This window comes from Streptomyces radiopugnans, assembly GCF_900110735.1.
In the GTDB taxonomy this organism is placed as follows: Bacteria; Actinomycetota; Actinomycetes; order Streptomycetales; family Streptomycetaceae; genus Streptomyces; species Streptomyces radiopugnans.
On record NZ_FOET01000013.1, the window covers coordinates 48,313 to 74,470 of the forward strand.

The following is a 26,158-nucleotide window of genomic DNA, read 5'->3' on the forward strand; positions in this document are numbered from 1 at the left end:
TGACGGCCCGGTTTCGCCGCCGTTTCCCTCATGTTCGGTCATCGGACAGCGATTTTCCGACAGCGGACAGATTCCGGCCATTTTCTTGACCTGACCCTGTCATCACCACCGTTTCGGTGTCACTCTCTCCACGCTGTGCACGGCCGCCTCCCCCCACGGGCCCCACACCCGCAGGCGCACCATCTCCGTCTCCACACCGCTCTCCAGCGAGGAGTTCAGCGTGACAGGCAGATCCACCCCCCGCAGACGTGCCACCGCCACCGGCGCCCTCGTCGCCGCCTCGGCTCTCCTGGCCGTCGGCCTCCAGGCACAGGTCTCCACCGCCGCGCCCCAGGCCAAGCCCGATCCCGGCGCCCTCTCGGTCAAGCTCTCGCCCTCCCAGCGGGCCGAGCTGCTCCGCGACGCGGAGGCCGACGGCCCCGCCACCGCCAGGGCCCTCGGCCTGGGCACCAAGGAGAGGCTCGTCGTCCGCGATGTCGTCAAGAACGCCGACGGCACCGTCCACACCCGTTACGAGCGCACCTACGACGGGCTGCCCGTGCTCGGCGGCGACCTGGTCGTCGAGGAGTCGCCCGGCGGTGCGATAGCCGAGGTCGCCAAGGCCACCACGGCGAAGATCGCCGTCCCCACCACCACCGCCCCGGCCTCGAAGAAGCCCGCGAAGGCCGCGGCCGAGGGCAGCAGCGCCCCCCGCAAGGTGGTCTGGGCCGCCGACGGCGAGCCCGTGCTCGCCTGGGAGCGCGTGGTCGGCGGCACCCAGGAGGACGGCACCCCCAGCGAGCTGCACATCGTCACCGACGCGGCCACCGGCGAGAAGCTGGCCGAGTGGGAGGGCGTGCACACCGGCACCGGCGAGAGCATGTACAGCGGCCGGGTCGCCCTGGGCACCAGCGGATCCGGCGGCTCGTACACCATGACCGACGCGGGCCGCGGCAACCACCGGACCTACGACCTGAACGGCGGCTCCTCCGGCACCGGCACGCTGTTCTCCGACGCCGACGACCTCTGGGGCAACGGCTCGCCGTCCAACCGTCAGACCGCCGGCGTGGACGCCCACTACGGCGCGGCCCTGACCTGGGACTACTACAAGAACGTCCACGGCCGAAACGGCATCCGCAACGACGGCAAGGCCCCCTACAGCCGCGTGCACTACGGCAACGCCTACGTCAACGCGTTCTGGACGGACTCCTGCTTCTGCATGACCTACGGCGACGGCGCGAACAACGCCAAGCCGCTCACCTCCATCGACGTCGCCGCCCACGAGATGACCCACGGTCTGACCTCCAACACCGCGGGGCTGCGCTACAGCGGCGAGTCCGGCGGCCTGAACGAGGCGACCTCCGACATCTTCGCCGCCGCCGTGGAGTTCAGGGCGAACAACGGCTCGGACGTCGGCGACTACCTCGTCGGCGAGAAGATCGACATCCGCGGCAACGGCACCCCGCTGCGCTACATGGACAAGCCCAGCCGGGACGGCAACTCCAAGGACTACTGGTACTCCGGCATCGGCAGCGTGGACGTCCACTACTCCTCGGGCCCGGCCAACCACTTCTTCTACCTGCTCAGCGAGGGCAGCGGCGCCAAGACCATCAACGGCGTCGCCTACGACTCGCCGACCTCCGACGGCAAGCCGGTGACCGGCATCGGGATCGCGGCCGCCGAGAAGATCTGGTTCAAGGCGCTCACCGAGAAGATGACGTCGACGACCAACTACGCCGGCGCCCGCACCGCCACCCTCTCCGCCGCGGCCGACCTGTTCGGCACGGACAGCGTCCAGCACAAGGCGGTGGCCCACGCCTGGGCCGCGGTCAACGTCGGCTCCCGGCCCGACGACGGCGGCAACGAGCAGCCGCCCGGCGACAACGTCTTCGAGAACACCGACGACCACGCCATCCCGGACCCGGGCACCGTGGAGTCTTCGATCACGGTGAACAGGTCCGGCAGCGCGCCCAGCACCCTGAAAGTGGACGTGGACATCGTCCACACCTACCGCGGCGACCTCGTCATCGACCTGGTGGCCCCGGACGGGAGCACCTACCGGCTGAAGAACAGCTCCTGGGACTCGGGCGACGACGTCCGGGCCTCCTACACGGTCAACGCCTCCTCCGAGGCGGCCTCCGGCACCTGGAAGCTGCGCGTCCAGGACGTCTACCGCACCGACTCCGGCCACATCAACAGCTGGAAGCTGACGTTCTGATCCGCGTCCCGGTCCACGGTCCGCCCCGCGTCCCGGCCCGCCCTCCGGGCCGGTGAACGCGGGGGGTAAGCGGACGGAAGGGGAGCCGCGCCATCGGCGCGGCTCCCCTTCCCCCGTGTCCCGGCCGGCTCAGCGCAGCAGCACCCCGGCGGCCTCCCGGGCGCCGAGGTCGTCCGGCGGCAGGGTCACCAGGCCCATCTCGGCCGGGCTCGCCAGCAGCGGGTGGGACGGCAGGACGCGGACGGTGTAGCCGAACGGCCCGGTGCGGTCCAGCGCCAACGGGCCCTCGTACAGCCAGCTCCCGTCCTCCTCCGGCCCGCCGGAGGGCTTGAGCGGTACGCGCACGGCGTCGTCGCCCGCGATGGAGTCCGACTCGTCCACCCGACCGGCGACCGCCTGCACCTCCACGTCGCCCGGTTCCAGGCCGCCCAGGGCCACCCGCACCCGCAGCGACAGCGAACCGCCCAGCTCGACGGACTCGCAGACCGACTCCACATGGTCGACCGCCACGCGCGGCCAGCCCGCGCGCACCCGTGCCTTCCACTCCGCCAGCCGCCCGGCGGCGCCGGCGTCGGCCTCCAGCGCCCGGTGGGCGTGGGCGGCGGGGGTGTACAGCCGCTCGGTGTACTCGCGCACCATCCGGTCGGCGAGCACCTTCGGCCCGAGCCGCTCCCGGGTCTGGCGGACCATCTCGATCCACCGCTCGGGCAGCCCGTCACCGGCCGGTCCGCGATCGTAGAAGCACGGCGCCACATGCTCGCGGAGCAGTTCGTAGAGCGCCACGGCCTCTATGTCGTCGCGCCGCTCGCGGTCCTGCGCGCTCTCGTGCGCGGCGCCGGGGCCGCCGCCGTCGGCGGTCGGGATGGCCCAGCCGAAGTCCGGCTCGTACCACTCCTCCCACCAGCCGTCCCGCACCGAGAGGTTGAGGCAGCCGTTGAGCGCCGCCTTCATCCCGGAGGTCCCGCACGCCTCCAGCGGGCGCAGCGGGTTGTTCAGCCAGACGTCGCAGCCGGTGTAGAGCTTCTGCGCCATGGCCATGCCGTAGTCGGGCAGGAAGACGATCCGGTGGCGCACCCGGGGGTCGTCGGCGAACCTCACCAGCTCCTGGATCAGCCGCTTGCCGCCGTCGTCGGCCGGGTGCGCCTTGCCCGCGACGACGAGCTGGACGGGCCGGGTGGGGTGCAGCAGCAGCTCTGTGAGCCGCTCGCGGTCGCGCAGCATCAGCGTCAGCCGCTTGTAGGACGGGACGCGGCGGGCGAAGCCGACGGTGAGCACGTCCGGGTCCAGGACGCCGTCGATCCAGCCGAGTTCGGCGTCCGAGGCGCCGCGCTGCCGCCAGGAGGCGCGCAGGCGCCGCCGCACCTCGTGCACGAGCTGCTCGCGCAGGGTGCGGCGGACCTGCCACAGCCCGGCACCGCCGGCGTCGGCGGGCAGCGCCCGCATCTCGTCGGCGGTCCAGGTGGGGGCGTGCACACCGTTGGTGATGGAGGTGATGGGCACCTCGGCGGCGTCGAAGCCCGGCCACAGCCCGGCGAACATCTCCCGGCTGACCGAGCCGTGCAGCGTGGAGACGCCGTTGGCGCGCTGGGCGAGCCGAAGGCCCATCACGGCCATGTTGAACAGCCCCGGGTCACCGCCGGGGTAGGTCTCGGTGCCCAGCCGCAGCACCTGCTCCACGTCCACCCCCGGCAACTCGCCGTCGTCGCCGAGATGGCGGGCGACCAGAGCGCGGTCGAAGCGGTCGATGCCGGCGGGGACGGGGGTGTGGGTGGTGAACACCGTCCCGGCGCGCACGGCCTCCAGTGCGGTGTCGAAGGGGACGCCCTTACCGCTCATCTCCCGGATGCGCTCCAGGCCGAGGAAACCGGCGTGCCCCTCGTTGGTGTGGAACACCTCGGGCGCGGGGTGGCCGGTGACGCGGCAGTACGCGCGCACCGCCCGCACCCCGCCGATGCCCAGCAGCATCTCCTGGAGCAGCCGGTGCTCGCTGCCGCCGCCGTAGAGCCGGTCGGTGACGTCACGTTCGCGCGGGGCGTTCTCCTCCACGTCGGAGTCGAGCAGCAGCAGGGGGACGCGGCCGACGCGGGCCTGCCAGACGTGGGCGCGCAGGGTGCGTCCGCCGGGCAGCCGCAGGTCCACGCGGACCGTTGCGCCGTCCGGCTCGCGCAGCGGTTCCAGCGGCAGCTCGTTGGGGTCCAGGACGGGGTAGTGCTCCTGCTGCCAGCCGTCGCGCGACAGGCTCTGGCGGAAGTAGCCGTGGCGGTACAGCAGGCCCACCCCGATCAGCGGGACGCCGAGGTCGCTGGCGGCCTTGAGGTGGTCCCCGGCGAGGATGCCGAGCCCGCCGGAGTACTGGGGCAGGGCCGCGGTGATGCCGAACTCGGGGGAGAAGTAGGCGACGGCGGCGGGCAGTTCGCCCTCCGCGCGCTGGTACCAGCGCGGCTCGGTCAGGTACTCCCGCAGATCCCCCGCGGCGGCGGACAGCCGCTCCAGGAAGTCGCGGTCGTGGGCCAGCTCCTCCAGCCTCCGGGCGGACAGGGTGCCCAGTGTCCGCACCGGATCGCCGCCGGACGCCCCCCAGCCGTCGGGGTCGGCGCCGCGGAAGAGCTCTCTGGTCTCGGGGTGCCAGGACCAGCGCAGGTTGTGCGCCAGGTCGCTGAGCGGTCGTAGGGGTTCCGGAAGGACGGGACGTACAGAGAATCGACGAATGGCCTTCACACCTCGACGGTAGCCGGATCTCACCCCTTTTCGCCCTGTAACCGGGAATCACGTCCCCAACGGCTCCATAGGCGCATATGCGCGCACTCGTCGTGCGCCCGCGCACCGCCCCTCCCCGGTCCGCCGCCTGGCACCGGGTGCCGCCACCGGCGCGAAGACGGAAGGAGTTTCCCGGCCCGTGGCGGGAACGGTCAGATTGGGCGCGTTTGCTTACGAGTAGTTCACGTTGAGGCGGATGCCCGCCCCGCCCGGGCGGGCAGTCTCTCCTCCTACCGCCCTTCCCGGGTTCTCCCGGAACAACCGTCACGCCAGCCGAGTGAAAGCGGACAGGAGCGGCCATGCCCCCGGCCCGTCAACGGTCTGTGGAACAGATAGAAAGAACAAAACCATCCGTAACGCCACCAGGTGATCCAATGATCGGTCGCATCCCCGTACTGGACGTCCATCCGCTCGTCGACTGCGGGCGCCGCCCGGCGAAGGCCGTGGCAGGCGAGACCTTCCGGGTCTCGGCCACGGTCTTCCGCGAAGGCCACGACGCGGTCGGCGCGAACGTCGTCCTGCGCGACCCGAGCGGGAACCCGGGCCCGTGGACCCCGATGCGGGAACTGGTGCCGGGCACCGACCGCTGGGGCGCCGACGTCACCCCCGGCGCGGAGGGCCGCTGGTCCTACACCGTCGAGGCGTGGGGCGACCCGGTCGGCACCTGGCGGCACAACGCGAGGATCAAGGTCCCGGCGGGGATCGACGCCGAGCTGACCCTCACCGAGGGTGCGCTGCTGCACGAGCGGGCCGCCGCGGGAGTGCCCGAGGACGACGGCCGCGCGGCCGTCCTGGAGGCGGTGGAGGGCCTGCGCGACGCCTCCCGCCCGGTCGCCGCGCGGCTGGCCGCGGCGCTGGCGCCCGAGGTGGTGTCCGCGCTGGACCGCCACCCGCTGCGCGAGCCGGTCACCGCCACCCGCCCCCTGCCGCTGCTGGTGGAGCGGAAGAGGGCGCTGTTCGGCTCCTGGTACGAGTTCTTCCCCCGCTCGGAGGGCGCGGTGGTGCGGGAGGGCGAGCCGCCCGTCTCCGGCACCCTGCGCACGGCCGCCGAGCGGCTGCCCGCGATCGCCGACATGGGCTTCGACGTGGTCTACCTGCCGCCCATCCACCCCATCGGCGAATCGTTCCGCAAGGGACCCAACAACTCCCTGACCGCCGGCCCCCACGACGTGGGCAGCCCATGGGCCATCGGCTCGGCCGCCGGCGGGCACGACGCGATCCACCCGGACCTGGGCACCTTCGAGGACTTCGACCGCTTCGTGGCGCGCGCCCGCGAACTGCGCATGGAGGTGGCCCTGGACTTCGCGCTGCAGTGCTCCCCGGACCACCCCTGGGTCAAGGAGCACCCGGAGTGGTTCCACCACCGCCCCGACGGGACGATCGCCTACGCCGAGAACCCGCCGAAGAAGTACCAGGACATCTACCCCATCGCGTTCGACGCGGACATGGACGGGCTCGTCGCCGAGACGGTGCGGATCCTGCGGATGTGGATGTCCCACGGGGTGCGGATCTTCCGTGTGGACAACCCGCACACCAAGCCGGTCGTCTTCTGGGAGAAGGTGATCGGCGAGATCAACGGGGCCGATCCCGACGTCGTCTTCCTGGCCGAGGCCTTCACCCGCCCGGCGATGATGCACACCCTCGCCAAGATCGGCTTCCAGCAGTCCTACACCTACTTCACCTGGCGCAACGGCAAGGACGAGCTGACCGAGTACCTCACCGAACTCTCCGGTGACGCCGCCTCGTACATGAGGCCCAACTTCTTCGTCAACACTCCCGACATCCTCAACGAGTACCTCCAGAGCGGCGGCCGCCACGCCTTCGAGATCCGTGCGGTGCTCGCCGCGACCCTCTCTCCCACCTGGGGGGTCTACTCGGGCTACGAGCTGTGCGAGTCGACACCGGTCAGGCCGGGCAGCGAGGAGTACCTTGACTCGGAGAAGTACCAGCTCCGCCCGCGCGACTGGGCGGCCGCGGAGCGTGCGGGCACCACCATCGCCCCGCTCCTCACCGAACTGAACCGGCTGCGCCGCCGCCATCCGGCACTGCAGGAGCTGCGCAACCTGCGCTTCCACCACAGCGACAACCCGTCGATCATCGCCTACTCGAAGCACTGCGCACACCCGTACGCCGACACGGTTCTCACGGTGGTCAACCTCGATCCCCACCACACCCACGAGGCCACGGTCTCGTTGGACCTGACGGAACTCGGCCTCACGCCCGCTCAGGCGAGTGGCGCCGACCTTTTTCCGGTGCGCGACGAGCTCACCGGCGAGACCTATCACTGGGGCAGGGACAACTATGTGCGCCTGGAGCCGGGCCGTGCCGCGGCGCCCGCGCACATCCTCTCCCTGCGACCGTCCCCACAGACCGGAGGGTCACCCAACCATGACCGTCAATGAACCCGTCATCGACACGTTCGAGGACACGCCCGCCAAGGACCGCGATCCCGATTGGTTCAAGAGGGCCGTCTTCTATGAAGTGCTGGTCCGGTCCTTCCAGGACAGCAACGGCGACGGCATCGGCGATCTGAAGGGCCTCACCGCCCGGCTCGACTACCTGCAGTGGCTGGGCGTGGACTGCCTCTGGCTGCCCCCGTTCTTCAAGTCCCCGCTGCGGGACGGCGGCTACGACGTCGCCGACTACACCTCCGTGCTCCCCGAGTTCGGCGACCTCGCCGACTTCGTGGAGTTCGTGGACGCCGCACACCAGCGCGGCATGCGGATCATCATCGACATGGTCATGAACCACACCAGCGACCAGCACCCGTGGTTCCAGGAGTCCCGGCGCGATCCCGACGGGCCCTACGGCGACTACTACATGTGGGCCGACGACGACAAGCAGTACCCGGACGCCCGCATCATCTTCGTCGACACCGAGGCGTCCAACTGGACGTTCGACCCGGTGCGCAAGCAGTACTACTGGCACCGCTTCTTCTCCCACCAGCCGGATCTCAACTACGAGAACCCGCAGGTCCAGGAGGAGATGATCTCGGCGCTGAAGTTCTGGCTGGACCTGGGCATCGACGGGTTCCGGCTGGACGCGGTCCCCTACCTGTACGCGCAGGAGGGCACCAACTGCGAGAACCTCCCGCAGACCCACGAATTCCTCAAGAAGGTCCGCGCCGAGATCGACGCCCACTACCCCGACACCGTGCTGCTGGCCGAGGCCAACCAGTGGCCGGAGGACGTCGTCGACTACTTCGGCGACTACTCCAAGGGCGGCGACGAGTGCCACATGGCGTTCCACTTCCCCGTCATGCCGCGCATCTTCATGGCGGTGCGGCGCGAGTCGCGCTATCCGGTCTCCGAGGTGCTGGCCAAGACCCCGGCCATCCCCTCGGGCTGCCAGTGGGGCATCTTCCTGCGCAACCACGACGAGCTGACCCTGGAGATGGTCACCGACGAGGAGCGCGACTACATGTACGCGGAGTACGCCAAGGATCCGCGGATGCGCGCCAACATCGGCATCCGGCGGCGGCTGGCCCCGCTGCTGGACAACGACCGCAACCAGATCGAGCTGTTCACCGCCCTGCTGCTGTCCCTGCCGGGCTCGCCGATCCTGTACTACGGCGACGAGATCGGCATGGGCGACAACATCTGGCTGGGCGACCGGGACGCGGTGCGCACCCCGATGCAGTGGACGCCCGACCGCAACGCGGGCTTCTCCTCCTGCGATCCGGGCCGGCTGTTCCTGCCCACGATCATGGATCCGGTCCACGGCTACCAGGTCACCAACGTCGAGGCCGCCATGAGCAGCCCCTCGTCGCTGCTGCACTGGACCCGCCGGATGATCGAGATCCGCAAGCAGAACCCGGCCTTCGGGCTGGGCACGTACACCGAACTGCCCTCGTCCAACCCGGCGGTGCTCGCCTTCCTGCGCGAGTACGGGGACGACCTGGTGCTGTGCGTGAACAACTTCTCGCGGTTCCCGCAGCCGACCGAGCTGGATCTGAACGCCTTCAGCGGACGCCACCCGGTGGAGCTCATCGGCGGGGTGCGGTTCCCTCCCATCGGGGAGCTGCCGTACCTGCTGACCCTCGCCGGGCACGGCTTCTACTGGTTCCGGCTGCGCGAGCAGGCGTGAGGCGGGAGTAGGGCAGGTATGGACGGCGGCGGCCCGGGAACAAGCCAGGACACGGATTGGGCCCGGGCCGCCGCGGGCAGTATTCCTCCCACCGCCGATCGCACCACCCACAAGAGTTCGCTAGCCCGCTTGGTGGGTACTCCCCGACACGTCCCGCACCGCCGGACAGCCACAGCCGCAATCCGGGACACTCTGCCGTACCTTTCGTGTGCCCGGGGAAAGGACGCCATGTCGGACAGCTCCTCGCCGCGCGCCGCCGTCGTCGCCACGCGCGAGCCGGAGGGCGCGGCGCTGCTGCGTTCGCTCACGCCACTGCTCACCGAATGGCTTCCGCGGCAACGCTGGTTCGCCGGGAAGGGGCGGCCCGTCAGCGGGTTCGCCCTCGTCGCCGCCACCGAGCTGCTGCCGTGCACGAGCGGGGCCGCGCCGGGCCTGCTGCACCTGCTCGTCCGGGCCCGCCAGCCCGGAGGACCGGAGCAGACCCATCCGGTTCCCGCCGACTGCTACCAGTTGCTGCTCGGCGTGCGCGACGCCCTCCCGCCGCCGCTGGCCGGGTCCCTGATCGGCCACCCCGCCGACGGGCCGCTGGCCGGCCTCACCGTCTACGAGGCCCTGCACGACCCGCGGCTGGCCGCCGTACTGCTGGAGCGGCTGCGCTCCCCCGGCCGGCTCGGCCCGCTGCTCTTCCAGCGGGAGCGCGGCACCACGATCCCGCAGGGGCTGCCGCCCAGGCCGCTGAGCGTGGAGCAGTCGAACTCCTCGGTGGTCTACGGCGACAGCCACATCCTCAAGCTGTTCCGCCGCGTCAGCCCCGGCGTCAACCCCGACCTGGAGCTGCCGCTCGCCCTGGCGCGGGCCGGGTCGGACCGGGTGCCCGCGCCGGCCGCCTGGTTCGAGGCGCGCCCCGGCGAACGCCCCGGCGAGGGCGGCGAGGCGGGCGAGCCGATGACGCTGGGCGTGCTCCAGCCCTTCCTCCCCGGCACCAGCGACGGCTGGCAGCTCGCGCTGGACTCGCTGGCGTCGCACGGCGACTTCTCCCCCTCCGCACGTACGCTGGGCCAGGCGATCGCCGAGGTGCACACCACACTGGCGCAGGCCCTGCCGGTGACGGCGCTGGGGCGCCGCCAGCTGGAGTTCATCGCCTCCGGCATGAACGAGCGCCTGGAGGCCGCGGCCGCCGCCGTGCCCGCCCTGCGCCCGTACCGGGGGAAGCTGCACACCGTCTTCGACGCCGTCGCCGGGCTCGGCCGCGGCGGGCGGTCCTGGTCCGCCCAGCGCATCCACGGCGACCTCCACCTGGGCCAGGCGCTGTGCGCGGGGGACGACGGCCGCTGGTCGATCATCGACTTCGAGGGCGAGCCCGCCCGCCCCATCACCGAACGCCGCCGCCCCCAGCCGGTGGTGCGGGACATCGCGGGCATACTGCGCTCCTTCGACTACGCGGCGTGCCAGCACGCCCGCTCCTCCCCCGAGGAGGCCGGGTGGGCCCGCGAGTGGTCCGAGAAGAACCGTGACGCCTACTGCTCCGGCTACGCCGACGCCTCCGGCTCCGACCCGCGCGACGAGGACGTCCTGCTGCGCGCGTACGAGACGGACAAGGCCGTCTACGAAGTGCTCTACGAGGCCAGGCACCGCCCCGCCTGGCTCGCCATCCCGATGTCCGCCGTCCAGCGGCTCGCGGACACCTGAACGATTCCGTGCACAGGAGGCCCCTTCCGTGACCCCCCGTCCCGACAGCCGACCGTTCTCCGAAACCTCCCCGCGGCCCGTCCGCACCGGCGGCCGGGACGAGGACGCCGTCCCGGCCGCTTCCCCCGGAGCCGCCGGCCCGAAGGACCCGGCCGGAGACCCGGCCCCCTCCGAGGGAAAGGCCGCCGTGAAGAAGGCCGCGGCGAAGAAGACCGCCGCCAGGAAGACCGCGGGCGGGTCCGCCGGGAAGACCGCCGCGAAGAAGACGGCCGTCAAGAAGGCCGCCGCCGGATCCGCCGGGAAGGCCGTGACGAAGAAGGCGGTCACGAAGAAGGCCGCGGCGAAGAAGACCGCGAAGAAGGCCGCGGCCGAGCCATCCGGGAAGACGGCCGCGAGGGCCACCGCGAAAACCGCCGGGGAAACCGCCGGGAAGAAGGCCCCGGCGAGGAAGGTCGCGGCCGGGAAGGCGGCGGCGTCCGAGCCCGTGGCGCTGCGCCAGGACGGGCCGCTGAAGGACCACGCCCCCAACTGGCCCGGCGCCCGCCCGCCGGCACCGCGCCGGAGCGACGACGCCCCGGCCGGGCAGGACGTGGGGCGCGCCGCCGCGCTCGACCCCGGCGAGCGGCAGCGCCTGCTGCACGGCTCCCACCACGACCCGCATACGGTGCTCGGCGCGCACCGGGTGCCCGGCGGGGTACTGTTCCGGGCGCTGCGGCCGTACGCCCGCTCCGTCGCCGTCCTGGCCGGGGGCGTGCGGGCCGAGCTGCACGACGACGGGGACGGGCTGTTCTCCGGCGTGCTCCCGCTGGCCGCCGAGCCCTCGATGCCCTCCTACCGGCTGCTGGTGCGCTACGGGGAGGAGCCCGGCGAGGACGAGGTCGAGACCGAGGACCCGTACCGCTTCCTGCCCTCGATCGGCGAGCTGGACCTGCACCTGATCGGCGAGGGCCGCCACGAGGAGCTGTGGCGGGCGCTGGGCGCGCGTCCCATGACCGTCGACGGGGTGGCCGGCACCCGTTTCACCGTCTGGGCGCCCAACGCCCTGGGTGTGCGGGTCGCCGGGGACTTCAACTACTGGGACGGGACGGCCTCCCCCATGCGCTCGCTGGGCGGCACCGGTGTGTGGGAGCTGTTCCTGCCGGGGGTCGGCGCGGGCGCGCTGTACAAGTTCGACATCACCCGCGCGGACGGCTCCCACACCCTGCGCGCCGATCCGATGGCCCGCCGCACCGAGACCCCGCCGGCGACCGCCTCGATCGTGGAGGAGTCGGCGTACACATGGCACGACGAGGAGTGGCTGGCTCACCGCGCCGAACGCGCTCCCCACCAAGCGCCCCTGTCCGTCTACGAGGTGCACCTGCCCTCCTGGCGCCCCGGGCTGACCTACCGCGAACTGGCCGAGCAGCTTCCGGCGTACGTGAAGGACCTGGGCTTCACCCACGTGGAGCTGATGCCCGTCGCCGAGCACCCCTTCGGCGGCTCCTGGGGCTACCAGGTCACCGGCTTCTACGCGCCCACCGCGCGCATGGGCACCCCCGACGACTTCCGGTACCTGGTGGACCGCCTCCACCAGGAGGGCATCGGGGTGCTGATGGACTGGGTGCCCGCGCACTTCCCCAAGGACGAGTGGGCGCTGGCCCGCTTCGACGGCACCGCCCTGTACGAGCACTCCGACCCGGCCCGCGCCGAGCACCCGGACTGGGGGACGCTGGAGTTCAACTTCGGCCGCACCGAGGTCCGCAACTTCCTGGTCGCCAACGCCGTCTACTGGTGCGAGGAGTTCCACATCGACGGCCTGCGCGTGGACGCCGTCGCCTCGATGCTCTACCTGGACTACTCGCGCGAGCCCGGCCAGTGGACCCCCAACGTGTACGGCGGACGGGAGAACCTGGACGCGGTGGCCTTCCTGCAGGAGATGAACGCCACCGTCTACCGCCGCTGCCCCGGCGTGATCACCGCCGCCGAGGAGTCCACCGCCTGGGACGGCGTCACCCGTGCCACCCACCACACCGGGCCGGGCGGTTTCGGCGGGCTGGGCTTCGGCTTCAAGTGGAACATGGGGTGGATGCACGACTCCCTGGAGTACATGGTCAGGGAGCCGGTCCACCGCAAGTACCACCACAACGAGATGACGTTCTCGATGGTGTACGCCTACTCGGAGAACTACATCCTGCCCATCTCCCACGACGAGGTGGTGCACGGCAAGCGGTCGCTGGTGTCGAAGATGCCGGGCGACTGGTGGCAGCAGCGGGCCGACCACCGGGCGTACCTGGCCTTCATGTGGTCCCACCCGGGCAAGCAACTGCTGTTCATGGGGCAGGAGTTCGCCCAGGGCTCGGAGTGGTCGGAGGCGCACGGGCCGGACTGGTGGCTGCTGGACCCGGCGTACTCGGCCGCCGGCGACCACCAGGGGGTGCGGGATCTGGTCCGCGACCTCAACCGCGTCTACACCGCCACGCCCGCTCTGTGGGAGCTGGACACCGATCCGGCCGGCTTCTCCTGGATCGAGGGGGGCGCGGCCGACGACAACGTCTTCGCGTTCCTGCGGTACGCCGCCGACGGCTCGCCGCTGATCGCCGTCTCCAACTTCTCCCCCGTCGTCCGGCACGACTACCCGATCGGCGTCCCCGAGGGGATCGCCGCCTGGCGGGAGGTGCTCAACACCGACGCCGCGCGGTACGGCGGGAGCGGCGTGGGCAATCCCGGGCCGCTGAAGGCGGACGCGGCCCCGGCGCACGGCCGTCCGGCCGGCATCGCCCCGACACTGCCGCCGCTGGCGACGATCTGGCTCGTTCCCGCCTGACCGGCGGCGAGCCGCGGCGGCCCTGTCCCGGGGGGAACGGGACAGGGCCGCCGCGGGTGGCCCGGGGCGTTCACGGGGAGGTCACACGCCCGCGGGCTCCTTGGCGGCGGGCCCGGTGGGGTCGGGGTCCCGCGTGGTCTCGTCACCGGTGGTCCGGTCGGGGGCGCCGTGGGCGGTGCCGTGGGAGTGGGCGTCGTCGAGGAGGGTCCGCTCGTCGAAGGGGACGCGGCCGGCCAGCACCTCGCCGACCCGCTCCTTGTCGATCTCCCTGGTCCAGGTGCCGACCAGCACCGTGGCGACCGCGTTGCCGGCGAAGTTCGTCAGCGCGCGGGCCTCGCTCATGAAGCGGTCGATGCCGACGATCAGGCCGACGCCGTCCACCAGCTCCGGGCGGTGGGACTGCAGGCCGCCGGCGAGGGTGGCAAGGCCCGCGCCGGTGACGCCGGCCGCGCCCTTCGAGGCGATGATCATGAAGACGAGCAGGGAGATCTGCTGCCCCACCGTGAGCGGGTCGCCCATCGCCTCGGCCACGAACAGGGAGGCCATCGTCAGGTAGATCGCGGTGCCGTCGAGGTTGAAGGAGTAGCCCGTGGGGACGGTGATGCCCACCACCGGCCGGCTCACCCCCAGGTGCTCCATCTTCGCGATCAGGCGCGGCAGCGCCGACTCCGACGAGGAGGTGGACAGGATCAGCAGGAACTCGCGGCCCAGGTACCTCAGCAGGGTGAGGATGTTCACCCCCGCCACCAGCTTCAGCAGCGCGCCCAGCACGACGAAGACGAACAGCAGGCAGGTGACGTAGAAGCCGACCATGATGACGGCCAGGGAGGTCAGCGCGTCCACTCCGGTCTCGCCGACCACCGCGGCGATGGCGCCGAAGGCTCCGACCGGGGCCACCCACATGATCATGGCCAGCACCCGGAAGACCAGCCGCTGGACGTGGCCGATGCCCCGCAGCACCGGCTCGCCGGCCGGGCCCATCGCCTGGAGCGCGAAGCCCACCAGCAGGGCCACCAGCAGGGTCTGGAGGACCTCGCCCTCGGTGAAGGCGGACACCAGCGTCGTCGGGATGACGCCCAGCAGGAAGTCGACGGTGCCCTCACCGGCGCCCTCGGCCTGCGCAGCGCCGGCGCTCCTGGCCTCCTCGGTGAGCTGGAGTCCGGATCCGGGGTCCAGCACGTTGCCGACGACCAGGCCGATGGCCAGGGCGACGGTGGACATCACCAGGAAGTAGCCGAGCGCGAGCCCGCCCACCGCGCCGACCTTGGCGGCCTTCCGCACGGAGCCGATGCCCAGCACGATGGTGCAGAAGATCACCGGCGAGATCATCATCTTGATGAGGTCGACGAACCCGGTGCCCAGCGGCTTGAGTTCCCTGGCCACGCCCGGAGCCGCGAAGCCGAGCGCGATGCCCGCCAGGACGGCGGCGATCACGGCGATGTAGAGGTAGTGGGTGCGGTCCCGCCCCTTGGGCCGGGCGGCCTGCTCGGCCTGTTCGTTCTGCGGTGGCACGTCGGGCTCCTCCGTGTTGCGGCTCCGACTCGCGTGGAGTCCCGGCGACTATGCACCCGGCTGTGAGGCCGATCACGGTTGCGTGCATTACGTGCACGGAAAACCCGTTCGGAACGCGGGATTCCGGCCGTACCGGCTCTCGCGGGCAGGGCCGGCCGCCGTCTCCCGCGGTCCCGGGGAGGGCCGCTCGGGGGATGAGCGGGCAGACTGGTGCCCATGCGTCTGTCCCGCCCCCGCAGCCTGGCAGGCCAGCTCTTCGCGATGCAGGTCGTGGTGGTGGTCGCCGTGGTGGCCGGGTGCGCGCTGTTCACCTACCTGAACGACTGGCGGCAGGCCGAGACCGCCGCCCGGCACCGCGCCACCGCCACCGCCCGTGCGATCGCCGACTCGCCCTCGGTGGCGGAGGCGATCGGCTCGCCGGACCCGAGCGCGCTCCTCCAGCCGTACGCCGAGCGGGTCCGCCGCGACACCGGCGTCACCTTCGTCACGATCATGGACCCGCGCGGCATCCGCTGGACCCACCCCGAGCCGGACCGCATCGGCCTGCGCTTCGTGGGCCACATCGGTCCCGCCCGGCGCGGCGAGACCTTCCACGAGACCTACACCGGCACCCTCGGCCCCTCGGTGCGGGTGGTCACGCCCGTGCGCGACGGCGGCGGGCGGATCGTGGGGCTGGTGAGCGCCGGGATAGCCGTCGAGCGGATCACCGACGAGGTGGAGCGCCAGATGGCCGTCCTGCTCGCGGTGGCCTCGGGCGCGGTGCTGCTCGGCGGGCTGGGCACATATGTGATCAACGCCCGGCTGCGCCGCCACACCCACGGCATGAACGCCGCCGAGCTGAGCCGGATGCACGCCTACCACCAGGCCACGCTGCACGCCGTGCGCGAGGGACTGGTCATGCTCGACGGGCAGCGCCGCGTCGCCCTGATCAACGACGGCGCCCGCGAGCTGCTCGGCCTGGCCGGGCGCGAGGTCGTGGGGCTGGGCGTCGCCGAGCTGGGGCTGCCCGCGCCGCTGACCGGGGCGCTGCTGGCCTCCGAGCCGCGGGTGGACGAGGTCCACCTGACGGGCGAGAGGGTGATCGTGGTGAACACCTCGCCGGTCTCGGCGCGCGATCTGCGCGGCACGGTGGTCACCCTGCGCGACCACACCGAACTCCAGGCGCTCGCCGGCGAGCTGGACTCGGTGCGCGGCTTCGCCGAGGCGCTGCGCTCGCAGGCGCACGAGGCCGCCAACCGGCTGCACACCGTTGTCTCCCTGATCGAGCTGGGGCGCGAGCGGGAGGCGGTGGAGTTCGCCACCGCCGAACTGGAGCTGGCCCAGGCGCTGACCGATCAGGTCGTCGCGGCGGTCGCCGAGCCGGTGCTGGCCGCGCTGCTGCTGGGCAAGGCGGCGCAGGCCAACGAGCGCGGGGTGGAGCTGGTGCTCACCCGGGACAGCAGTGTCGACGACGGCCTGCTGCCGCCGGATCTGCCCGCCCGGGACCTGGTGACGGTGCTGGGCAACCTGATCGACAACGCGCTCGACGCCGCCTCCGGGGACACCGCCGGGGACGCCGTCGCCCGGGTCACGGTGACCGTACGGGCCTCGGAGCGTGAGCTGCTGCTGCGCGTGGCCGACACCGGGCCGGGCATCGGCCCGGAGGAGGCCGAGGAGGTCTTCCGGCGCGGCTGGTCCACCAAGCCCGGCGGGCCCGCGAGCCGGGGACTGGGCCTGGCGCTGGTGCGGCAGACCGCGCGGCGGCACGGCGGCACCGTGGAGCTGGCCGGCGCGCCCGGCGGTGGCGCGGAGTTCACCGTGCGGCTGCCGCTGCGCGCCGCCGCGGGGGCGACGGCGTGACCGGGCCGGGAGCGGGGGCCGGGGGCGGGGGCGGCGGTACGGGGCCCGGGCCGATCAGGGTGCTGGTGGTCGAGGACGACCCCGTGGCCGCCGACGCCCACGCCCTGTACGTCTCCCGGGTGCCGGGCTTCGCCGTCGCGGGGGTGGCGCACTCCCGGGCGGAGGCCGGCCGGGCCCTGGAGCGGCTGGAGGTCGATCTGGTCCTGCTCGACCTCTACCTCCCCGACGGCCACGGCCTGGCCCTGGTGCGGGCGCTGCGCGCGGCGGGCCACACCACCGACGTCTTCGCCGTCACCTCGGCCCGCGATCTGGCCGTCGTACGCGAGGGGGTCTCGCTCGGGGTGGTCCAGCACGTGCTCAAGCCCTTCACCTTCCCCGTACTGCGCGAGAGGCTCCAGCGGTACGCCCGCTTCCGGGAGACGATCGCCTGCGCGGGCGCGGAGGCCCGCAGCCAGGCGGAGGTGGACCGGGCACTGGCCGCGCTGCGGGCGCCGGGGCGCGTCACGCTGCCCAAGGGGCTGAGCCCCGCCACCCTGGAGGCGGTCACCTCCGCACTGCGCGCGGCCGCCGGGGAGGGGCTGACGGCCTCCGCGGCGGCCCAGCGGGTGGGCGTCAACCGGATCACCGCCCGGCGCTATCTGGAGTACCTGGCCGGCACCGGGCAGGCCGAACGCGCCCCGCGGTACGGGCAGGTGGGGCGGCCGGAGCTGCACTACCGCTGGCGCGGCTGACGGCGGCGGCCCCGGTGCCGGGTGGAGCGGGCCGAGCGGCCCGGGACCGGGCCCGGACGCGCACCGCGCCCGCGGCGGCCCCGTTGGAGGGGGCGCGCGGCGGGCGCGGCGGCGCGGATGGCGCAGGCGCAGGCGGAGGCGCAGGCGGCGGGAACGGCCTCGGGCCGGTGGGCGCACCGGTCAGAAGACGGCCTCGGTCTCGTCCATCCGGTCCTGCGGCACCGTCTTCAGCTCGGTGACCGCGTCCGCCAGCGGCGCCATGACGATCTCGGTGCCGCGCAGGGCCGTCATCATGCCGAAGTCGCCGCGGTGCGCGGCCTCCACGGCGTGCCAGCCGAAGCGGGTGGCCAGCACGCGGTCGTACGCGGTGGGGGTGCCGCCGCGCTGCACGTGGCCGAGGATGACCGGACGGGCCTCCTTGCCCAGGCGGTGCTCCAGCTCGATGGCGAGCCGGTTGCCGATGCCGGTGAAGCGCTCGTGCCCGTACTGGTCGATCTGCCCCTTCTCGTAGGGCATCGAGCCCTCGGCCGGGCGCGCGCCCTCGGCGACGCAGACGACCGCGAACTTCTTGCCGCGCGCGAAGCGCTCCTCGATCATCTTGCACAGGTCGTCGACCTGGAAGGGCCGCTCGGGCACGCAGATGCCGTGGGCGCCGCCGGCCATCCCCGCCTCCAGCGCGATCCAGCCCGCGTGGCGCCCCATGACCTCGACGACCATCACGCGCTGGTGGGACTCGGCCGTCGTCTTCAGCCGGTCGATGGCCTCGGTGGCCACCGTGACGGCCGTGTCGAAGCCGAAGGTGCGGTCGGTGGCGGAGATATCGTTGTCGATCGTCTTGGGCACGCCCACCACCGGCAGCCCGGCGTCGGCGAGCATCCGGGCGGCGGTGAGGGTGCCCTCGCCGCCGATCGGGATGAGCGCGTCGAGGCCGAGCCTCTCCAGCAGTTCCTCGGAGTTCTGGCACGCCTCCCGCAGCCGGTCGCGCTCCAGCCGGGCCGAACCCAGGATGGTGCCGCCTCTGGCGAGGATGCCGGAGACGGAGTCGATGTCGAGTTCGCGGTAGCGGCCGTCGAGCAGGCCCTTGAAGCCGTCTTCGAAGCCGATGACTTCGTCGTGCCGGTCGACCACGGCGCGGTGCACGACCGAACGGATCACGGCGTTCAGACCGGGGCAGTCGCCGCCTGCGGTGAGGACTCCGATGCGCATGGGGATCGCTTCTCCTGCTCGCTGCTGGTTCGGGGGTGCGCCGCCGCGATTGTTTCACGCCCTGAACGCATCCCCGCCTCCCGTCTCACATACCGTTCGAGACACGACCGGCACGCGGCATCACGGGCCACGGCGGTAGGGTCAAGGGTAGTCAAAGGAACAAGTGCCCGGATAAGCCCTGTCGGGACCGTTTCCAGGGGGTTTCCGCGGAGTTCCCCGGGGTTCTGCGGGGCCCGCGGGGTTCCCCCCGGGTCCGCGCGGTCTCCCGGGGGCCGTCTCCCGGCTTCCGGCACTTTTCCGCCACGGCGTGCCCGGGTACCCGACGGGAGCAGGGCCCGGAGGGGCCCTGGGCACGACGAACAGGGAGAGCACACGTGGCGCGCAGCGTGTACGTGACCGGCATCGGCCGCGGGGACGGCCGCCAGGTCGTGGAGCTGGGAGTCATGGAACTCCTGTCCCGGCGGACCGGCCGGGTCGGCGTCTTCCGCCCACTCGCCCACGACGGCCCCGATCCCATCTACGACCTGCTGCGCAGCCGCTACCGGCTCTCCCAGCCCGCCGGGACCGTGGTCGGGCTCGGCTACGACGAGGCCGTGGCCGTCCTGGCCGACCGGGGCATCGACGAGCTGGTGTCCCGGCTGGTGTACCGCTTCCACACGGTCGCCCGCGGTTACGAGGCCGTCCTCGTCCTGGGCACCGACTTCGCCGACACCGGTCTGCCCGCCGAGCTGGCGCTCAACGCGCGCCTGGCCAACGAGTTCGGCGCCCCGGTGCTGCCGGTGGTGGCCGGCACCGGCCAGGACACCGACTCGCTGACCGCCGAGGTCCGCAACGCCTACCACGCGTACGCCTCGCTGGGCTGCGAGGTCCTCGCGATGATCGCCAACCGGGTCCCCGACGACGCGGCGGCCGGCGCCGCCGGCCTGGACGGGCATCTGCCGGTGCCGGTGTACGCCCTGCCCGAGGACCCCGCGCTGGCCGCGCCGACCGTCGCCCAGGTCGCCGAGGCGCTGGGCGCGAAGGTCCTCCAGGGGGATCCGGCCGGGCTCGCCCGCGATGTGCGCGGTTTCGTCTTCGGCGGCGCCACGCTGCCGACCTTCCTGCCCGCCCTCACCGAGGGCTGCATGGTCCTCACCCCCGGCGACCGCGCGGACCTGGTCGTCGGCGCGCTGGCCGCCCACTCCGCGGGCTCCCCCGCCATCGCCGGGGTGCTGCTCACCGTCGGGGAGCACCCCGGCGAGGAGACGATGGCGCTGGCCGCCCGGCTCTCCCCGGGCACTCCGGTGCTGTCGGTGCCCGGCGGCTCGTTCTCCACCGCCGGCGAGCTGATGTCCCTGGAGGGCAGGCTGACCACGGCCAACCCGCGCAAGGCGGAGATCGCCCTCGGCCTCTTCGAGGGCCATGTGGACACCGCCCGGCTCACCGAGCGGCTCTCGGTGGTCCGTGGCGACCGGGTCACCCCGATGATGTTCGAGCACGAGCTGATCGAGCGGGCGCGGGCCGACCGCCGCCACGTCGTCCTGCCGGAGGGCACCGAGGAGCGGGTGCTGCGGGCGGCCGAGGTGCTGCTGCGCCGGGGCGTGTGCGACCTGACGCTGCTGGGCGACGAGACCGCGATCCGCAAGCGCGCCGCCGAACTGGGCATCGACCTGGGCCTGCTGGGGCCCGAGGAGCTGCCCGAGGGACCGGGGGCCTTCGCCCGTGCCGTGGACCCGTACACCTCGCCGCTGCGCGAGCGCTTCGCCGAGCTGTACGCCAAGCTGCGCGCCCACCGGGGCGTCACCTACGAACTGGCCTACGACCAGGTGGCCGACGTGTCGTACTTCGGCACCCTGATGGTCCAGGAGGGGCTGGCCGACGGCATGGTCTCGGGCGCGGCCCACTCGACGGCGGCGACGCTGCGGCCCGCCTTCGAGATCATCCGCACCAAGCCGGACGCCGAGATCGTCTCCTCGGTGTTCTTCATGTGCCTGGCCGAGAAGGTGCTGGTCTACGGCGACTGCGCGGTCAACCCCGACCCGGACGCCGAGCAGCTCGCCGACATCGCCGTCCAGTCCGCGGCCACCGCCGCCCGGTTCGGCGTGGACCCGCGGATCGCGATGCTGTCGTACTCCACCGGCACCTCCGGCTCCGGCGCGGACGTGGACAAGGTGCGGCGGGCGACGGAGCTGGTGCGCGAACGCCGCCCGGACCTGCTGGTGGAGGGGCCGATCCAGTACGACGCGGCGGTGGAGCCGTCGGTGGCGGCGACCAAGCTGCCGGAGTCGAAGGTCGCGGGACGGGCCACCGTGCTGGTCTTCCCGGACCTGAACACCGGCAACAACACCTACAAGGCCGTCCAGCGCTCGGCCGGCGCGGTGGCCGTCGGCCCGGTTCTGCAGGGTCTGCGCAAGCCGGTCAACGACCTCTCGCGCGGCGCTCTGGTGCAGGACATCGTCACCACCGTGGCGATCACCGCGATCCAGGCGCAGCAGAGCCGACGGGCCGCGGACGCGGCGGCCGGTCCCGCGGATCCCGCCGGTCCCGCGGATCCCGCCGGGCCCACCGAACCGACCGGCCCCGAGGGGAAGGCTGCGAACGAGTGAGAGGCACCCGCGTCCTCGTCCTGAACACCGGCTCCTCGTCGGTGAAGTACCAGCTCCTGGACATGGCCGACGGCTCCCGCCCGGCCGCCGGCCTGGTCGAGCGGATCGGCGAGCGCACCTCGTACCTGCGCCACGCCCCGGCCGGCGGACCCCGGCGCGAGCGCGAGGAGCCGGTGCCCGACCACCAGGCGGCGCTCAAGGCGGTCGCCGACGAACTGGCCCGCGACGGGCTGGGCCTGGACTCCCCCGAACTGGCCGCCATCGGCCACCGGGTGGTGCACGGCGGGCGCCGCTTCACCGAGCCGACCGTGATCGACGACGCGGTGCTGGCCGAGATCGAGCGCCTGGTGCCCGTCGCGCCGCTGCACAACCCGGCCAATCTGGCGGGCATCCGCACGGCCATGGCGCTGGCGCCGCACCTGCCGCAGGTGGCGGTCTTCGACACCGCCTTCCACACGACGATGCCGGAGTACGCCGCCCGGTACGCCATCGACACCGCCGTCGCCGACGCCCACCGGGTGCGCCGCTACGGCTTCCACGGCACCTCGCACGCGTACGTCTCGCGCAGGACGGCCGAGCTGCTGGGCCGGGATCCGTCCGAGGTGAACGTCATCGTGCTGCACCTGGGCAACGGCTCGTCGGCCTCGGCGGTGCGCGGCGGGCGGTGCGTGGACACCTCCATGGGGCTCACCCCGCTGGAGGGCCTGGTGATGGGCACCCGTTCGGGTGATATCGACCCGGCGGTGGTCTTCCACCTGGCGCGGGTCGCCGGGATGTCGGTGGACGAGATCGACGTCCTGCTGAACAAGCGCAGCGGTCTGCTGGGCCTGTGCGGGGACAACGACATGCGGGAGGTCCTGCGCCGGATGGCGGGCGAGGGGCCGGACGCGGAGTCGGCGAGACTGGCCTTCGACGTCTACGTCCACCGGCTGAAGAAGTACATCGGCGCCTACTGCGCGGTGCTCGGCCGGGTGGACGCGGTGGCCTTCACCGCCGGGGTCGGCGAGAACGCCGCCCCGGTGCGGCAGGCCGCCGTCGACGGGCTGGAGGGTCTGGGCCTGGCCGTGGACGCGGAGCTGAACGCCGCGCGCGGCGGCGGGCCCCGGCTGGTGTCCCCGCCCACCGCGCGGGTGGCGGTGGCCGTGGTGCCCACCGACGAGGAGCTGGAGATCGCCGGCCAGACGTACGCGCTGGTGGGCGACGGCACCGCGGGACGGAAGTGAGCCAGCTCACCCCCTGGAACGTTCCGCCACTGAACAAAAGATAGGATCGCCCCCATGCGCCGTTCCAAAATCGTCTGCACCCTGGGCCCCGCCGTGGACTCCTACGATCAGCTCAAGACGCTGATCGAGGCCGGCATGAACGTGGCCCGCTTCAACATGAGCCATGGCAGCCACGCCGAGCACGAGGAGCGCTACCACCGCCTGCGCAAGGCCTCCCAGGAGACGGGGCGCGCGATCGGCGTGCTCGCCGACCTCCAGGGACCCAAGATCCGCCTGGAGACCTTCGCCGACGGCCCCGTCGAGCTGGTGCGCGGCGACGAGTTCACCATCACCACCGAGGACGTCCCCGGCGACCGCACCATCTGCGGCACCACCTACAAGGGCCTGCCGGGCGACGTCTCCAAGGGCGAGACGGTCCTGATCAACGACGGCAACGTCTCCCTCCAGGTGATCGACGTGGACGGCCCCCGGGTGCGCTGCATCGTCATCGAGGGCGGTGTGATCTCCGACCACAAGGGCATCAACCTGCCCGGCGTGTCCGTCAACGTCCCGGCCCTGTCGGCCAAGGACGTCGAGGACCTGAAGTTCGCGCTGGAGATGGGCTGCGACATGGTGGCGCTGTCCTTCGTGCGCGACGCCGCCGACGTCCGCGACGTCCACCGGGTGATGGACGAGGTGGGCCGCCGGGTGCCGGTGATCGCCAAGGTGGAGAAGCCGCAGGCGGTGGAGAACATGGAGGAGGTCGTCCTCGCGTTCGACGGCGTGATGGTGGCCCGCGGCGACCTGGCGGTGGAGTATCCGCTGGAGAAGGTGCCGATGGTGCAGAAGCGGCTGATCGAGATGTGCCGCCGCAACGCCAAGCCGGTGATCGTGGCGACCCAGATGATGGAGTCGATGATCACCAACTCCCGGCCCACCCGCGCCGAGGCCTCCGACGTGGCCAACGCGATCCTGGACGGCACGGACGCGGTGATGCTCTCGGCGGAGTCCTCGGTGGGGCAGTACCCGATCGAGACCGTCAAGACGATGTCGAAGATCGTCCAGGCCGCCGAGGAGGAGCTGCTCTCGCGCGGCCTCCAGCCGCTGGTGCCCGGCAAGAAGCCGCGCACCCAGGGCGGTTCGGTGGCCCGCGCGGCCTGCGAGATGGCGGACTTCCTCAACGGCAAGGCGCTGGTCGCCTTCACCAAGTCCGGCGACACCGCACGGCGGCTCTCCCGCTACCGGGCCGCCCAGCCGATCCTGGCCTTCACCACCGAGCCCTCCACCGCCTGCCAGCTCACGCTGAGCTGGGGCGTGGAGTCCTTCGTGGTGCCGCACGTGGACCACACCGACGACATGGTGGACCTGGTCGACGCCGAACTGCTCAAGCTCCAGCGGTACAACACCGGCGACACCATGATCATGACGGCCGGCTCGCCTCCCGGCATCCCCGGCACCACCAACATGGTGCTGGTGCACCACCTGGGCAACGACAAGCGCTGACCCGGCCCCTCGGCTTCCCGGCCCCTCGCCCGCGGCGCGGCGAACGGCGGCGGCCCGCGTACCTCCGGAGGTACGCGGGCCGCCGCCGTTCGCCGCGCCGTTCCGCGGGCGTCAGTTCCCGTTGTAGAGGTTCATGCCCGGGATGTGCAGGTCGCCACCGAACTGGCCGGCCTGTCTGACCGACACGTCCGTGAAGAACACCTCCGGGATGTTCAGCGGCGGCGGCGACTCGGGGCTGAAGGTGATCGGGACGAGCCCGAAGAGCTTGCCCTTGAGCTCCTCGGTGTACATCGTCACCGTGCCGTTGCGGATGGTGGAGGTGCTCCCCTTGGCCGCCTCGACGTGCGCGGTGCTGCCGCCGGGCCCTTCCACCAGCTGGTGCAGGTCACGGATGTCCACCGAGCGGGCGGTGAACTTCAGGGCGTTCTTGACCGTGCCGTTGTGGGTGCGGACCTTGACGATGCCGTGGTAGTCCAGGCCGTGGAGGGTGAGCAGACTGGTCTTCAGCACCCACGGGGCGTTGGGCAGCACCGCCTCGGTCTGCTCCTCCTCCGCGTCGGCCAGCGCCTCGGCGTCGTAGGTCGGGCAGGGGAAGGGCTCCTTGCCGGAGGCGTCCGCCCCTGGGACGGCCGTGTCGTCCGGTTCCCCGGTGGCCTTCCCGCCCGCCTCGCCGGCCTTCTCACGCGCCTTGCCGACGGTGTCCTCCACCGCGTCGCCGACGCGGTCGGTGGTGTCCTTCAGGCCCTTGCCGACACCGTCGACGGCACCTTCCGCGGCGTCGCCGACGGCGTCCTCCACCGGGGTGCCGGAGTCGCCCCCGGACTCCCCGGACGGCGACGGGCTCGGCGAGGCGGAGGGCTCGGCCGGGGCCGCGGCCTCGGCCTTCTTCTCGTCCGGGGTGAACAGGTCCTTGATGGCGTCGCCGATGCCCAGCGGGTCCAGCGGGTTGCGCTCCTCGGTCTCCGAGGGGCTCGGCTCGGGCTCCGGCGTGCCGGTGTCCTTCTCCTCCCCGCCTCCGGCGCCACCGGAGGCGGAGCCCGGCCCGGAGCCGGTTCCGCCGTCGGCCGGGGGCTCGGCGGGCGGCGTGGCGCCGGGCTCGGGCGCGGGGGAGGCACCGGGCTTCGCGTCCCGGCCGTCCTGCCCGCTCCGGCCGTCCTGCCCGGACTTCTCCTTCTCCGCCTGCCGTCCGCCGTCCTCCTCCGCCTCCTTGTCGGGCGCGGTCACACACGGCCCGTCCCTGAAGGGGTTCTTCGGCAGCGGCTCGGCGAGCGCGAGCTTGGGGGTCAGCCCCATGCCCATGAGCACGGCCGACGGCATGGCGGCCAGGGCTATCGCCTTGCCCGCGGGAACGTGCAGCCGGGTCAGCAGCGGCTTCCTCGGGGCGGCGTGGCGCGGCCCGCTCCTGGTACGCCGGGGCGGCGCGGCCGCGGTCGCGTCCTCCTGGTTCAACTCGTCAGGCATCACGGCGCGTCCCGTTCTGTCCGTCGTCCGCCCCGGCGGGGGCCTGCTCGACGATGGCCAGGCCCACCTCCTGCGGGGCCTCTTCGGGCGCGGGGGCACCGGGAACGTCCCCGGTCTCCGCGGGCTCGGCCGGCCGCTCCTTGTTCTGCACCCAGGAGAGGCCCATCGCGCCGCCGACCATCGCCAGCAGGAAGCCCACGAAGAGGCCTCCGAGGTTGGAGACCACCAGTGAGACCAGCGCCAGCAGGATGGCGGCGACTCCGGCGAACACCCGGGAGTGCGGCTGGAACCACAGGGTCAGACCCAGCACGAACAGCAGCACGCCGATGATCAGCGATCCGGAGCCCGTGGTGGTCGCCAGCCGGAAGGACAACTGGCTCAGGCTGGGGTCGGCGTACGGGATCCAGATGATCGGCACGCCGCCCAGCAGTGTCAGCAGTCCCGCCCAGAAGGGGCGCTGCCAGCGCCACAGACGGAACGACTGCCGCCAGTGGCTGATGCGTTCACGCGCTCCCGGCGACTCGGCACTCATCAGAAAACAGCTCCCTAGGGCCGAACTGTCCATAAAGATCGATGGCACTGCGGGG

At 72.6% G+C, this 26,158-nt stretch carries 15 protein-coding genes; 10 read left to right on the forward strand and 5 right to left on the reverse strand.

Annotated features, from left to right (window positions below; translation table 11 throughout):
* Positions 1–220: 220 nt before the first annotated feature.
* A complete protein-coding gene (locus BMY40_RS20730; RefSeq protein ID WP_177214080.1) occupies positions 221–2,197 on the forward strand; it encodes a M4 family metallopeptidase in 1,977 nt (658 codons plus the stop codon).
* Between the two features lie 129 nt (positions 2,198–2,326).
* Here the strand turns inward: BMY40_RS20730 and glgP are convergent, their stop codons facing one another.
* Positions 2,327–4,915 carry an alpha-glucan family phosphorylase gene (glgP, locus tag BMY40_RS20735; protein WP_093661840.1) on the reverse strand — a complete coding sequence of 863 codons (2,589 nt, stop codon included), beginning with the start codon at positions 4,913–4,915 and terminating at the stop codon, positions 2,327–2,329.
* A 413-nt stretch (positions 4,916–5,328) separates the two neighbouring features.
* On the opposite strand from glgP, the gene BMY40_RS20740 reads away from it, so the two are divergent.
* From BMY40_RS20740 to glgB, 4 genes are all read left to right on the forward strand, one after another.
* Positions 5,329–7,356 (forward strand): alpha-1,4-glucan--maltose-1-phosphate maltosyltransferase, encoded by a 2,028-nt coding sequence (locus BMY40_RS20740; RefSeq protein WP_177214081.1) that lies wholly within the window; start codon positions 5,329–5,331, stop codon positions 7,354–7,356.
* The gene (gene treS, locus BMY40_RS20745; RefSeq protein WP_093661844.1) at positions 7,343–9,040 is read left to right on the forward strand and encodes a maltose alpha-D-glucosyltransferase; all 1,698 of its coding nucleotides are present in this window, start codon (positions 7,343–7,345) and stop codon (positions 9,038–9,040) included. Before BMY40_RS20740 ends, treS begins: the two co-directional genes overlap by 14 nt.
* Positions 9,041–9,268: 228 nt before the next feature.
* Positions 9,269–10,729, forward strand: coding sequence for a maltokinase N-terminal cap-like domain-containing protein (locus tag BMY40_RS20750; protein WP_093661846.1), 1,461 nt, complete (start codon positions 9,269–9,271; stop codon positions 10,727–10,729).
* Between the two features lie 28 nt (positions 10,730–10,757).
* Positions 10,758–13,532: a 1,4-alpha-glucan branching enzyme gene (glgB, locus tag BMY40_RS20755; RefSeq protein WP_093661848.1), complete on the forward strand. Its 2,775-nt coding sequence runs from the start codon at positions 10,758–10,760 to the stop codon at positions 13,530–13,532.
* Between the two features lie 81 nt (positions 13,533–13,613).
* Here the strand turns inward: glgB and BMY40_RS20760 are convergent, their stop codons facing one another.
* Complete coding sequence (locus BMY40_RS20760; RefSeq protein ID WP_093661850.1) at positions 13,614–15,044, reverse strand: cation:dicarboxylate symporter family transporter; 1,431 nt, start codon at positions 15,042–15,044, stop codon at positions 13,614–13,616.
* A gap of 216 nt (positions 15,045–15,260) precedes the next feature.
* Here BMY40_RS20760 and BMY40_RS20765 point away from each other — a divergent pair, with 216 nt between their 5' ends.
* Both BMY40_RS20765 and BMY40_RS20770 read left to right on the forward strand, forming a co-directional pair.
* Positions 15,261–16,883 (forward strand): sensor histidine kinase, encoded by a 1,623-nt coding sequence (locus BMY40_RS20765; protein ID WP_093661852.1) that lies wholly within the window; start codon positions 15,261–15,263, stop codon positions 16,881–16,883.
* Complete coding sequence (locus BMY40_RS20770; RefSeq protein ID WP_093661854.1) at positions 16,880–17,614, forward strand: response regulator; 735 nt, start codon at positions 16,880–16,882, stop codon at positions 17,612–17,614. Before BMY40_RS20765 ends, BMY40_RS20770 begins: the two co-directional genes overlap by 4 nt.
* 180 nt (positions 17,615–17,794) lie before the next feature.
* On the opposite strand, the gene BMY40_RS20775 is transcribed toward BMY40_RS20770, so the two are convergent.
* Entirely contained in the window at positions 17,795–18,820 is a 1,026-nt protein-coding gene (locus BMY40_RS20775) for an ATP-dependent 6-phosphofructokinase (protein ID WP_093661856.1), read from the reverse strand.
* A gap of 374 nt (positions 18,821–19,194) precedes the next feature.
* On the opposite strand from BMY40_RS20775, the gene pta reads away from it, so the two are divergent.
* Genes pta through pyk form a run of 3 tightly spaced genes read left to right on the forward strand, consistent with a single transcriptional unit; the run spans position 19,195 to position 24,110 of the window.
* Positions 19,195–21,405 (forward strand): phosphate acetyltransferase, encoded by a 2,211-nt coding sequence (gene pta, locus BMY40_RS20780; RefSeq protein WP_093661858.1) that lies wholly within the window; start codon positions 19,195–19,197, stop codon positions 21,403–21,405.
* Entirely contained in the window at positions 21,402–22,628 is a 1,227-nt protein-coding gene (locus BMY40_RS20785; RefSeq protein WP_093661860.1) for an acetate kinase, read from the forward strand. Before pta ends, BMY40_RS20785 begins: the two co-directional genes overlap by 4 nt.
* Before the next feature lie 54 nt (positions 22,629–22,682).
* Positions 22,683–24,110 (forward strand): pyruvate kinase, encoded by a 1,428-nt coding sequence (pyk, locus tag BMY40_RS20790; protein ID WP_093661862.1) that lies wholly within the window; start codon positions 22,683–22,685, stop codon positions 24,108–24,110.
* A 111-nt stretch (positions 24,111–24,221) separates the two neighbouring features.
* On the opposite strand, the gene BMY40_RS20795 is transcribed toward pyk, so the two are convergent.
* Positions 24,222–25,571, reverse strand: a complete 1,350-nt coding sequence (locus BMY40_RS20795) for a hypothetical protein (RefSeq protein ID WP_093661864.1) — start codon at positions 25,569–25,571, stop codon at positions 24,222–24,224.
* The gene (locus BMY40_RS20800) at positions 25,564–26,103 is read right to left on the reverse strand and encodes a DUF6114 domain-containing protein (protein WP_093661865.1); all 540 of its coding nucleotides are present in this window, start codon (positions 26,101–26,103) and stop codon (positions 25,564–25,566) included. Before BMY40_RS20800 ends, BMY40_RS20795 begins: the two co-directional genes overlap by 8 nt.
* Between the last annotated feature and the right edge of the window lie 55 nt (positions 26,104–26,158).

Coding starts and splice junctions, on each gene's coding strand:
- BMY40_RS20765 (WP_093661852.1), top strand. CDS start 15,261: ATGCGTCTGTCCCGCCCCCGCAGCCTGGCAGGCCAGCTCTTCGCGATG.
- BMY40_RS20795 (WP_093661864.1), bottom strand. CDS start 25,571: ATGCCTGACGAGTTGAACCAGGAGGACGCGACCGCGGCCGCGCCGCCC.
- pyk (WP_093661862.1), top strand. CDS start 22,683: ATGCGCCGTTCCAAAATCGTCTGCACCCTGGGCCCCGCCGTGGACTCC.
- treS (WP_093661844.1), top strand. CDS start 7,343: ATGACCGTCAATGAACCCGTCATCGACACGTTCGAGGACACGCCCGCC.
- BMY40_RS20775 (WP_093661856.1), bottom strand. CDS start 18,820: ATGCGCATCGGAGTCCTCACCGCAGGCGGCGACTGCCCCGGTCTGAAC.
- BMY40_RS20740 (WP_177214081.1), top strand. CDS start 5,329: ATGATCGGTCGCATCCCCGTACTGGACGTCCATCCGCTCGTCGACTGC.
- BMY40_RS20800 (WP_093661865.1), bottom strand. CDS start 26,103: ATGAGTGCCGAGTCGCCGGGAGCGCGTGAACGCATCAGCCACTGGCGG.
- BMY40_RS20750 (WP_093661846.1), top strand. CDS start 9,269: ATGTCGGACAGCTCCTCGCCGCGCGCCGCCGTCGTCGCCACGCGCGAG.